8 protein-coding genes are annotated in these 11,450 nt (G+C 60.1%); 3 read left to right on the plus strand and 5 right to left on the minus strand.

Annotated elements, in window-relative coordinates; all coding sequences use genetic code 11:
- Positions 1-3 precede the first annotated feature (3 nt).
- Genes GV764_RS06765 through cecR form a run of 4 tightly spaced genes read right to left on the minus strand, consistent with a single transcriptional unit; the run spans position 4 to position 4,544 of the window.
- Positions 4-1,134, minus strand: coding sequence for an ABC transporter permease (locus GV764_RS06765; protein WP_161659491.1), 1,131 nt, complete (start codon positions 1,132-1,134; stop codon positions 4-6).
- On the minus strand, positions 1,131-2,870 hold the full coding sequence (locus GV764_RS06770; protein ID WP_161659492.1) for an ATP-binding cassette domain-containing protein: 1,740 nt from the start codon (positions 2,868-2,870) through the stop codon (positions 1,131-1,133). The genes GV764_RS06765 and GV764_RS06770 overlap by 4 nt, the downstream gene beginning before the upstream one ends.
- The gene (gene hlyD / locus GV764_RS06775) at positions 2,860-3,864 is read right to left on the minus strand and encodes a secretion protein HlyD (protein WP_161659493.1); all 1,005 of its coding nucleotides are present in this window, start codon (positions 3,862-3,864) and stop codon (positions 2,860-2,862) included. Before hlyD ends, GV764_RS06770 begins: the two co-directional genes overlap by 11 nt.
- Entirely contained in the window at positions 3,864-4,544 is a 681-nt protein-coding gene (gene cecR, locus GV764_RS06780) for a transcriptional regulator CecR (protein ID WP_161659494.1), read from the minus strand. Before cecR ends, hlyD begins: the two co-directional genes overlap by 1 nt.
- A 228-nt stretch (positions 4,545-4,772) precedes the next feature.
- Here cecR and rhlE point away from each other — a divergent pair, with 228 nt between their 5' ends.
- The 3 genes from rhlE to ybiB all read left to right on the plus strand — a co-directional run bounded on the left by rhlE (position 4,773) and on the right by ybiB (position 9,542).
- Entirely contained in the window at positions 4,773-6,182 is a 1,410-nt protein-coding gene (gene rhlE, locus GV764_RS06785) for an ATP-dependent RNA helicase RhlE (protein ID WP_161659495.1), read from the plus strand.
- Positions 6,183-6,315: 133 nt separating this feature from the next.
- Complete coding sequence (gene dinG, locus GV764_RS06790; protein ID WP_161659496.1) at positions 6,316-8,496, plus strand: ATP-dependent DNA helicase DinG; 2,181 nt, start codon at positions 6,316-6,318, stop codon at positions 8,494-8,496.
- Positions 8,497-8,573: 77 nt separating this feature from the next.
- Positions 8,574-9,542 (plus strand): DNA-binding protein YbiB, encoded by a 969-nt coding sequence (gene ybiB, locus GV764_RS06795; RefSeq protein ID WP_161659497.1) that lies wholly within the window; start codon positions 8,574-8,576, stop codon positions 9,540-9,542.
- Positions 9,543-9,573: 31 nt separating this feature from the next.
- Here the strand turns inward: ybiB and adeD are convergent, their stop codons facing one another.
- Entirely contained in the window at positions 9,574-11,340 is a 1,767-nt protein-coding gene (gene adeD, locus GV764_RS06800) for an adenine deaminase (RefSeq protein WP_161659498.1), read from the minus strand.
- Between the last annotated feature and the right edge of the window lie 110 nt (positions 11,341-11,450).

Below are 11,450 nucleotides of genomic sequence, written 5' to 3' on the forward strand. Positions count from 1 at the left end.
TCCCTAATCCAGCCGACGTTTGGTTTTTACCCACGTCAGGCCGATAAACATCACGGCGGAAGCAATCAAAAACAGCACATTAACAATCAGCACCGCCGGGATCGTGCCCGCCAGGAACAGGCTTTGCAGGGTGGTGACGAAGTAGCGCGCCGGAATAATGTAGGTCACCGCGCGGATCGCTGCCGGCATACTGTCAATCTGGAAGATGAACCCCGACAGCATCACCGACGGCAGAAACGCGGCGTTCAGCGCCACCTGGGCGGCGTTAAACTGGTTGCGGGTGATGGTGGAGATCAGCAGCCCCATGCCGAGGGTGCTGAGCAAAAACAGGCTGGTAATAAAAAACAGCAGCCACAGCGAGCCCCGGTACGGCACGCCGAGAATAAACACCGACACCAGCATACACAGCAGCATCGCCAGCATCCCGAGGAAGTAGTAGGGGATTAACTTGCACAGCAGCAGTTCGCTGCGCGTCACTTCGGTGGAGAGCAGCGCTTCCATGGTGCCGCGCTCCCATTCGCGGGCCACCACCAGCGAGGTTAAAATCGCGCCGATCACCGTCATGATAATGGTCACCGCGCCGGGGATAATAAAGTGCTGGCTGATGGCGGCGGGGTTAAACCAGTAGCGCGTCTGCACGTCGATCAGCGGCTCGAAGCTTTCGCCGTTATCCTCCGCGCGCTGCATCTGCCAGATTTGCCAGATACCCTCAATATACCCCTGTACGAAGTTGGCGGTATTGGGTTCGCTGCCGTCGGTGATCACCTGAACCGGCGCGGTGTCGCCGCTGCGCGCCATCCGCTGGTCGAAATCCACCGGGATCACCACGATGCCGCGCACTTTCCCGGCCTGCATCCGCTGGATGAGATCCTGCCGGTCGGTGCTGATTTTTGGGTCAATAAACGGCGAGGCGCTGATGGTATGGGCAAAGTCGAGCGCTTCGGCGCTCTGCTGCTCCAGCAAAATCCCCACCCGCAGGCGGCTGGAATCCAGGTTGATGCCATAGCCGAAGATAAACAGCAGCAGCAGGGGGATCACCACGGCAATCAGCCAGCTGCTGGGGTCGCGAATAATCTGCCGCGTCTCTTTAACGCACAGCGCCCGCACGCGCCGCCAGGAGAGGTGCGTACTCATGATTCATGCTCCTTATCCCATTGCTGGATCAACGTGATAAACGCGTGCTCCATGGTGGGGTCCGGGTTGTCGTCATCGGCGGTTTTTTGCTTCAGATCGTCCGGCGTGCCGCTGGCGATCAGCTTACCGCGATACACCAGCCCGATGCGGTCACAGTACTCGGCCTCATCCATAAAGTGCGTGGTGACCATCACCGTGACGCCTTTTTCCACCATGCTGTTGATATGCAGCCAGAACTCGCGGCGGGTCAGCGGGTCGACGCCGGAAGTGGGTTCATCGAGGAACAGAATATCCGGCTCGTGCATCAGCGCGCAGGCCAGCGCCAGCCGCTGTTTATAGCCCAGCGGCAGGGAATCGGTAGGCTGATTGAAAATGCTCTTAAGGTTGAACGCCTCGCTCATCCGGCTGATTTTGTCGTTCTGGGCGCTGCCGCGCAGCCCGTAAACGCCGGAGAAAAAGCGCAGGTTCTGCTCCACCGTCAGGTTGCCGTACAGCGAAAATTTCTGGGCCATATAGCCCAGATGCTGGCGGGCCTTACCGGAACCGGTTTTTAAATCCATATCCAGCACCAGCGCTTTACCGGATGTCGGCACCAGCAGGCCGCACATCATTTTAAAGGTGGTGGATTTCCCCGCGCCGTTCGGGCCGAGCAGGCCGAAAATCTCTCCGCGCTGCACGGTAAAGTTCACGTCGTCAGTGGCGGCGAAATCGCCAAATTTTTTGGTGAGCGACCGCGCTTCAATCACCGTTTCACCGGGTGTGCCCTCCACGGTATGCAGGATCGCGCCGAGGGGCGATTCGTTGGTGGACGCGCCGCCCAGCAGGTCGATAAAGGCATCCTCAAAGCGCGGCGCGGTTTCGTTAACCTCAATATCCGCCAGCGCCTGCTGCTGGCGCAGCGTTTCGGGGCTGGCATCCTTGCGCAGGATCAGCCGCACCGAACGGCCCTGGATCATCCCGTCGCTGACGGCATGGGTTTTCAGCGCTTTCTGCAACAACTGGCGGTTGTTCAGCGAGGGGCTGGTCGCCAGCACGCTGCGCCCGGCCATTTGCCGGGTCAGCGCTTTGGGTTCGCCCTGATACAGCAGCTCACCTTCGTTCATCAGTAATACTTCCCGGCACTGCTCGGCTTCATCCAGATAGGAGGTGCTCCACAGGATCAGCATCCCTTCGCCCGCCAGCTCGTGAACCATTTGCCATAGCTCGCGGCGCGAGATCGGGTCAACGCCGACGCCGGGTTCATCCAGCAGCAGGACCTTCGGCTGGCCGACCAGAGTACAGGCGAGGCCGAGCTTCTGTTTCATCCCTCCGGAGAGTTTCCCCGCCAGGCGATCGGTAAAGGGTCCCAGCGCGGTAAACTCCAGCAGCCGTTCAAAGGTGCTGCGGCGCGTTTCCCCGGTGACGCTGCGCAAATCGGCGTACAGGTTGAGGTTCTCCATCACGGTGAGATCCTCGTACAAGCCGAATTTTTGCGGCATGTAACCGAGGATGGCGTGCAGCGCCCGGTCGTCATTCACCGGATCGAGGCCATTAACCCGCGCCGCGCCGTCATCCGGGCGCAGCAACCCCGCCAGCATGCGCATCAGGGTGGTTTTGCCCGCGCCGTCCGGCCCGACTAAACCCGTCACCGCGCCCGCGCGGATTTCGCTGTGCAGGCTGGCGACCGCCGGTTTATCCATCCCGGGGAAGCGTTTCATCAGCCCGTCCAGGCGGATGATGCCGTCCTCAGCGCTCATTGCGCGCCTCGTTATCAAACTGTACGGTCACCGGCATACCCTGGCGCAGCGAGGCGTCGGCATCGGTGACGATGATCCGCAGGCGATACACCAGGTCGGTACGCAGGTCCGGCGTTTCTACGGTTTTCGGGGTAAATTCCGCAGTCGGCGACACAAAGCCAATCTGCCCTTTATAGGGTTTATCCGGGCGGCCATCGGTATACAGCAGCACCTGCTGCCCCGGTTGCGCCTCCCCAAGGTGGCTCTCATCAATATAGGCGCGCACCCATACCGGATGGGTCAGGGAAAGGGTGAACACGGTGCCGCCCGCATTCAGCAGGGTGCCGGGCTCCACGGCGCGGGTCAGGATAGTGCCGTCAGAGGGGGCCAGCAGGGTGGTGTCCTGCAAATCGAGCGTTGACTGCGCCAGCTGCGCCTGCGCCTGTTCCAGCGCGGCCTTCGCCTGAGCGATCTCCTGCGGACGATTCCCGGCTTTGAACTGGCTGAGCTTATCCTGAGCGGCCTTCAAATTCGCCACCGCCTGATCCCGGGACGAACGGGCGTTTTCCAGGTCGTTCGCGGAGATGGTGCGGCTTTTCCACAGCCCCTGCTGGCGGCTATAGAAATTCTGCGCGTAGTCGGCGGCGGCCTGGGACTGTTTCACTGCCGCCGCAGCCTGGGCGATCTCTTCGGAACGGTAGCCGTCCATCACCAAATCATATTTGGCCTGCGCCGCCGCCACGTTGGCTTCGGCCTGGCGCAGCGCATTCTCGTAAGGCGCTTTATCAATCAGCCCCAGCGTCGCGCCGGCTTTGACCGCATCGCCTTCATCGACATTCAGGCTGGCAAGGCGTCCGCCAACCCGAAAACTTAAATTCACGGTACGGATATCGACGTTGCCATACAGGGTCAGCGTCTGGTCCTGACGGCTTTGATACCACTTCCAGCCGCCGAAACAGGCCGCCAGCACCAGCACGACGATAACCACCAGCAGTACCGGTTTTTTGTTCTTCATTAATCGCTACTCCTTACAGATAAGCCCTGCAAAATGAAATCGATATGGCTGGAAACCACCTGGTGAATGCACTCGCTTTTTTGCGGGTCGAAGGCCGTCCAGCCGGTGCGCACCAGAATGGTTTCCCGCCCCAGGCGGAAGGCGAGGATTTCGCCGATCAGCGCATGGGTATGCAAAATGGTGGTGACATCCCCCGGATCGCGCCCGGTGTAGCGGGCAACCAGATGGGTGAGATGGGTGTGCAGCGGCTCGATCACCTTGTCATGGATCAGCTGATAAGCCGGGGTCGGCGAAAGCTGTTCGCGGGAGATAAATTTGCTCAGGTTCAGCGTGTCATCGGCGGTCATCAGCGTGACCATATGGCGGCTGGCGTCGTCGATCAGACGGCGGATCTCGGCTTTATCCGGCTGCGGCTGGGCTAAGATTAACTGGGCGGCTTCGGCGTGGGCCTGGAACTGGCTGGCGATAAAATCCGCCAGCGCCTGGGCGCAGGCCAGGTACAAATCCTCTTTTGAGCCAAAATAGTAGGTAATGGCGGCGATGTTTTGCCCGGCGGCAGCGGCGATGTCGCGGGTCGTGGCGTGCAAACCGTATTCTCCGAACTGCGCCGTGGCGGCCTGGATCAACTGGCTTCTGGCGTGTTCGCCCCGGCTGGTCAACGGACTGGTGATGTTAATCATCACTGTCACCCATAAAGTTAATCAATCGATTGATTAACTTTATGGTTAAACATTGAGCTTGTCCAGTCGATACGTGAAAATGAAATGGGCGTAAGGGCGACAATTTATGCGCCACGTCACAAAAACTGCTACACTCCGCCCCCTTATGACATTGTGGTTTTGTCCCTGATTAGTGATAACTCCCCCTGAAACTACACCTTATCGGGTCGGGGCGAGTCTGGAGTTGTTATGTCTTTTGATTCGCTTGGTTTGAACCCTGACATTTTACGCGCCGTGACCGAACAGGGTTACACCGAACCTACCCCGATTCAACGCCAGGCTATCCCTGTGGTACTGCAGGGGCGCGACCTGATGGCCAGCGCGCAAACCGGCACCGGCAAGACGGCGGGTTTTACCCTGCCGCTGCTGCAACTGCTGACCGATAAACCGCATCAGGCGAAAGGCAACCGCCCGGTACGCGCGCTGATCCTCACCCCGACCCGCGAACTGGCGGCCCAGGTGGGCGAGAACGTCCGCGAGTACAGTAAATACCTCAACATCCGTTCGCTGGTGGTGTTTGGCGGCGTGAGCATCAACCCGCAGATGATGAAACTGCGCGGCGGCGTGGACGTATTAATCGCCACCCCTGGCCGTCTGCTCGATCTGGAACATCAGAACGCCGTTAAACTCGATAAAGTCGAAATCCTGGTGCTGGACGAAGCGGACCGGATGCTCGACATGGGCTTTATCCACGATATCCGCCGCGTGCTGGCGAAGCTGCCGCCGCGCCGCCAGAACCTGCTGTTCTCCGCGACCTTCTCCGACGACATTAAATCGCTGGCGGAAAAACTGCTGCATAACCCGGCAGAAGTGGAAGTGGCGCGCCGCAATACCGCGTCCGAGCAGATCACCCAGTACGTTCACTTTGTGGATAAAAAGCGCAAGCGCGAACTGCTGTCGCTGATGATTGGCAAAGAAAACTGGCAACAGGTGCTGGTGTTTACCCGCACCAAACACGGTGCTAACCATCTGGCGGAGCAACTGAACAAAGACGGCATCCGCAGCGCCGCCATTCACGGCAACAAAAGCCAGGGCGCGCGTACCCGTGCGTTAGCCGATTTTAAATCCGGCGATCTGCGCGTGCTGGTGGCGACCGATATCGCCGCGCGCGGCCTGGATATCGAAGAGCTGCCGCACGTGGTGAACTACGAGCTGCCGAACGTGCCGGAAGACTATGTGCACCGCATTGGCCGCACCGGCCGCGCCGCCGCCACCGGCCAGGCGCTGTCGCTGGTGTGCGTTGACGAGCATAAACTGCTGCGCGACATCGAGCGTTTACTGAAGCGTGAAGTGCCGCGCATGGCGATCCCGGGCTTTGAGCCGGATCCGACCATCCCGGCAGAGCCGATCCAGAACGGTCGCGACAGCCGTGGCGGCGGTCGTGGACGCGGCCAGTCTCCGCGCGGCGGCCAGTCTGCCGGTCGCGGTCAGCCGCAGGGCCAGCGCCGTAGCGAAGGCGGCGCGCCGAAAGGCGAACGCCGCGGCGGCGGTGATGCCGCAAAAGGCGAAAAACCATCGCGCCGTCTCGGCGATGCGGCAAAACCCGCAGGCGACCGTCCGCGTCGTCCGCGCCCGAGAAAACCGGCCAGCGCGCAGTAATATCCACAGGGAGCCCTCGCGGCTCCCTTGTTATTTCTGCGCCACGTCTCGCGTAATGTCCGGCTTTTGCTTTGCGGCGGCGGGATGAAGATGTCACAATAGTGGCTGTTTATACAGTATTTATGGTTCTGCTATGGCGTTATCCGGCGCACAAAAAACGCAAATCGCGGCGTGGTACAAGGCGCTGCAACTGCAAATCCCTGACTTTATCCCCCGTGCCCCGCAGCGGCAGATGATTGCGGAAGTCGCTAAGACGCTGGCGGGGGATCAAGGGCGGCACCTGGCGATTGAAGCGCCCACCGGCGTGGGTAAGACCCTGTCATACCTGATCCCCGGCATCGCCATTGCCCGCGACGAGCAAAAAACGCTGGTGGTGAGCACCGCCAACGTCGCGCTACAGGACCAGATCTTCAGCAAGGATTTGCCGCTGCTGAAAAAAATCATCCCGGATTTGCGCTTTACCGCCGCCTTTGGCCGTGGGCGCTACGTTTGCCCGCGCAACCTCAACGCGCTCGCCAGCACCGAGCCTTCTCAGCAGGATTTACTGGCGTTTCTCGATGACGAGTTGACGCCCAACAGCCAGGAAGAGCAAAAGTTCTGCGCCACGCTGAAAACCGAACTCGACAGCTATAAATGGGACGGCCTGCGCGATCACAGCCATAAGGCGATTGACGACGATCTGTGGCGCCGGTTAAGCACTGACAAAGCCAGCTGCCTGAACCGCAACTGCCACTACTATCGCGAATGCCCGTTTTTTGTCGCGCGGCGTGAAATTCAGGAGGCGGAAGTGGTGGTGGCTAACCATGCGCTGGTGATGGCGGCGCTGGAGAGCGAATCGGTGCTGCCGGAGCCGAAGAATCTGCTGCTGGTGCTGGATGAAGGCCATCATCTGCCGGATGTGGCGCGCGATGCGCTGGAAATGAGCGCCGAGATCACCGCACCCTGGTATCGCCTCCAGCTCGACCTGTTTTGCAAGCTGATCGCCACCTGTCTGGAGCAATTCCGTCCGAAAACCACGCCGCCGCTGGCGACGCCGGAGCGGCTGAACGCCCATTGCGAAGAGCTGTATGAGCATATCGCCTCGCTGAATAACATCCTCAATCTTTATCTGCCGCCGTCCCGGGAAGCGGAACACCGCTTCTCCATGGGCGAGCTGCCCCCGGAGATTATGGAGATTTGCCAGCGGCTGGCGAAGCTCACCGAGCAGTTGCGCGGCCTGGCGGAGCTGTTTTTAAACGATCTCAGCGAGAAAACCGCCAGCCACGACGTGGTGCGCCTGCATCGCGTGCTGCTGCAAATGAACCGCGCGCTGGGCATGTTCGAGAGCCAGAGCAAACTGTGGCGGCTGTCGGCGATGGCGCAGGCCTCCGGCGCGCCGGTAACCAAATGGGCAACCCGCGAGGTGCGGGAAGGCCAGCTGCATCTGTTCTTCCACTGCGTGGGCATCCGCGTCAGCGATCAGCTGGAAAAACTGCTGTGGCGCAGCGTGCCGCATATCGTCGTGACCTCCGCCACGCTGCGTTCCCTGAACAGCTTTTCGCGGCTCCAGGAGATGAGCGGCCTGAAAGACAAAGCCGGGGATCGCTTTGTGGCGCTGGATTCGCCGTTTAACCACGTGGAGCAGGGTAAGATCGTGATCCCCCGGATGCACTACGAACCGCTTATCGATAACGAAGAGCACCATCTGGCGGAGATGGCGGCGTTTTTCCGCCAGGAAGTCGAGAGTAAAAAGCACCTCGGGATGCTGGTGCTGTTTGCCAGCGGGCGCGCCATGCTGCGTTTTCTCGACCACGTCGCCGACCTGCGGCTGTTGCTGCTGGTGCAGGGCGATAAACCGCGCTCCCGGCTGATTCAGTTGCACCGCCAGCGGGTGGAAAACGGCGAGCGCAGCGTGCTGATTGGCCTGCAATCTTTCGCGGAAGGGCTGGATTTAAAAGGCGATCTGCTGACCCAGGTGCATATCCATAAAATTGCCTTCCCGCCTGTCGACAGCCCGGTGGTGATCACCGAGGGGGAGTGGCTGAAAAGCCTCAACCGCTATCCGTTTGAGGTGCAGAGCCTGCCGAGCGCGTCGTTTAACCTGATCCAACAGGTAGGGCGCCTGATCCGCAGCCACGAGTGCCGGGGGGAAGTGATCATTTACGATAAGCGGCTGCTGACCAAAAATTACGGCAAACGCCTGCTGGACGCGCTGCCGGTGTTCCCGATTGAACGGCCTGACGTGCCGGAGGTGAAGCCGCTGAAACCCGCAGCGGATAAAGCGCGGCGCAGTAAAGGCGGCGCGTACAGTCGGCGGCGGCGCGCCGGTAAATAGCTTTCTCTGGTATAACGGTAAGAAATCAGGCACTAATAGTGAATTCGTGTCCTTAACACATCGCGAGGAGAACTGTCGTGGACTACCGCAAAATTATTAAAGAAGTCGGACGGGGTAAAAATCACGCCCGGGATCTGGATAGCGAGACCGCCCGCGAGCTGTATACCGCGATGCTGAACGGCGAAGTGCCTGACCTGGAAATGGGCGGCATCCTGATCGCGCTGCGCATTAAAGGCGAAGGCGAGGCGGAAATGACTGGCTTCTATGAGGCGATGCAGCAGCAGACCATTCAGTTGACGCCGCCGGTCGCTAAACCGATGCCGATTGTCATCCCCAGCTACAACGGCGCGCGCAAACAGGCCAACCTGACGCCGCTTCTGGCTGTTTTACTGAATAAACTCGGCTTCCCGGTGGTGGTGCACGGCGTGAGCGAAGATCCGACGCGGGTGCTGACTCAGACGATTTTCGAGCTGATGGGCATTGAGCCGACGCTGCATGCCGGGCAGGCGCAGGCCAGACTGGAAGGCCATCAGCCGGTGTTTATTCCGGTAAGCGCCCTGTGCCCGCCGCTGGAAAACCAGCTGAATATGCGCTGGCGGATGGGTGTGCGCAACAGCGCCCACACCCTGGCGAAGCTGGCGACGCCGTTTGCCGGAGACGCGGCGCTGCGCCTGTCGAGCGTGTCGCACCCGGAGTACATCACCCGGGTGGCGAACTTTTTCCGCGATATCGGCGGTCGCGGCCTGTTGATGCACGGCACCGAAGGGGAAGTGTATGCCAACCCGCAGGGCTGCCCGCAAATTAATTTGATTGACGCCCGGGGCGTGCGGATATTAACCGAACGCCAGAGCGCGCCGGGAGAGGAGCCGCTTTCACTGCCGTCGGCAAAAGACCCGGAAACCACCGCGCGCTGGATTGAACGCTGCATTGCCGGGAGCGAGCCGGTCCCGGCGGCGATTAAGCGCCAGCTTGCCTGCTGCCTGGTGGCGACCGGCGAAGCGCAGACCCTGGAAGACGCGCTGGCGCGGGTCGCGCAAAGTTATTAACCCTCTCAGAGCCCGCCTGATGGCGGGCTGGCTACTCCTCCACCGTCAGCCCGGTAAAACAGAAGCGCTCGCCGTCAAACAGCCCCTGGCTGGTGAGCTTCAGCGCCGGGATCACCGGCAGCGACAGAAACCCCATCTGGATGAACGGTTCATCGAGCATCACGCCGCACGCCCGACTGGCGGCTTTTAAGCTGTCGATCCGCTGCGCCAGCTCATCCGCCGTTTGGGTACTCATCAGCCCGGCGATGGGCAACGGCAGATGGCTGACGACCGCCCCGTGTTGCGCCACGCACAGCCCACCGCCGTCATCAATCACCTGATTCACCGCGCAGGCCATATCCACCGGGTTACGGCCTACCACCACCAGGTTATGGCTGTCGTGGCTGACCGTCGAGGCCAGCGCCCCGTCGCGCAAGCCAAAGCCCATCAGCAGGCCCAGCGCGGCGGGCGTCTGGTGCCCGTAGCGCTCCAGTACCGCGATATAGCAGATATCCTCCCGCTCAAAGGCGTTTTCCGACCACTGATACTCCCGGGCGCGGGTAATCAACTCGTTGGGAATCACCTCAATTGCCCGATAACGCGTGCCGGAGGTCAGGCGCAGCGTGAGTTCCTCGGGCGTGACCGTCGCGCGTTGCACCGTATTGCCCCGCGGCGGTCGGGATTGATTGAGCCGTGCCGCCTCGTTGGCCTGCAGCAGTTGCCCGCAAACCGGCTTGCCTTTGACCAACACGCTCTGCACGTCGACCTGGCGGGCATCCCTGAGCAGCACGATATCCGCCTGCTTGCCGGGCGCGATCAGACCCAGGTGTTTAAAACCAAAATGGCGCGCGGGCGACCAGGACGCCACACGGTAGGCCACGTGCGGCGGCACGTCATGTTGATTAATCAGCCGACGGATCAGCGCGTCGATATGGCCTTCATGGGCGATTTCCCACGGGTTGCGGTCGTCGGTACACAACAGGCACTGCGGACTGCTGAACTCAGAAATCAATGGCGCAAGGGCGTTGAGGTTGCGGGCAGCGGAGCCTTCGCGGATCATCAATGCCATCCCGGCGGCCAGCTTTTCGCGGCCCTCCGCCAGCGTATGGCTTTCATGGCAGTTTTCGATACCGGCGGCAACATAGGCGTTAAGCGCCTTACCCGATACGCCGGGACAATGACCGTCTAAAGTCAGATGACGAAACGCATCCAGCTTCGCAAGGATGGCCTCGTCTCCCTGGATCACGCCGGGATAGTCCATCATTTCGCCCAGCCCGGTAATCAACGGATGCGCGCGCCATTTTTCCATCGCGCTGAGGGGGAACTCCGCGCCGTTAATATCGCTGCCCGCCAGCGCCGGGACGCAGGAGCTGACCTGGATGTACTGGTTCTGCTGCGCCTTTTCCGCGCAGCGTACAAACCATTCGAAGCCCGCTTCGCCCATCACATTAACGATTTCATGGGGATCGCACACCAGGGTAGTCAGCCCGCGCGGCAGAGTGGCGGATTCAAAGGTGACCGGCGTCATCATGCTGGACTCAATATGCAGATGGGCGTCGATAAAACCGGGGACCGCTATGGCGTTTTGGGCATCAATGCGGTGCAGGGCGGGCGCATCACGATATTCAGGCCCGATACCGGCAATGGTTTTTCCTTTGATGACAATCGGCCCCGGAAACGTGCCGCCGTTGATCAAATCGAGAATGGCGACATTATCAATAATATAATCCGCCACCCGTTCACCGCGCGCGACGGCGAGTATTTCCTGTAATCCATCGCGGGTAATTCCATGATAGTTAGAAATTAAATTTGCGTTCATTTATCTTCTCATTTTGATTTTATTAAAATGATAGGTTAATTATCATTTTTTATTTTTCGGTTAATTTAAGTTTAGCGAGAGAATAGCGATAAGGGTGTGATTACTATCAC

Origin of the sequence: Atlantibacter hermannii, from assembly GCF_009907385.1 — a bacterium.
GTDB lineage: Bacteria > Pseudomonadota > Gammaproteobacteria > Enterobacterales > Enterobacteriaceae > Atlantibacter > Atlantibacter hermannii_A.

What these genes read in the sequence shown, in the direction of transcription:
- GV764_RS06765 (WP_161659491.1), bottom strand. Translation starts at nt 1,134, where the DNA reads ATGAGTACGCACCTCTCCTGGCGGCGCGTGCGGGCGCTGTGCGTTAAA.
- GV764_RS06770 (WP_161659492.1), bottom strand. Translation starts at nt 2,870, where the DNA reads ATGAGCGCTGAGGACGGCATCATCCGCCTGGACGGGCTGATGAAACGC.
- hlyD (WP_161659493.1), bottom strand. Translation starts at nt 3,864, where the DNA reads ATGAAGAACAAAAAACCGGTACTGCTGGTGGTTATCGTCGTGCTGGTG.
- cecR (WP_161659494.1), bottom strand. Translation starts at nt 4,544, where the DNA reads ATGATTAACATCACCAGTCCGTTGACCAGCCGGGGCGAACACGCCAGA.
- rhlE (WP_161659495.1), top strand. Translation starts at nt 4,773, where the DNA reads ATGTCTTTTGATTCGCTTGGTTTGAACCCTGACATTTTACGCGCCGTG.
- dinG (WP_161659496.1), top strand. Translation starts at nt 6,316, where the DNA reads ATGGCGTTATCCGGCGCACAAAAAACGCAAATCGCGGCGTGGTACAAG.
- adeD (WP_161659498.1), bottom strand. Translation starts at nt 11,340, where the DNA reads ATGAACGCAAATTTAATTTCTAACTATCATGGAATTACCCGCGATGGA.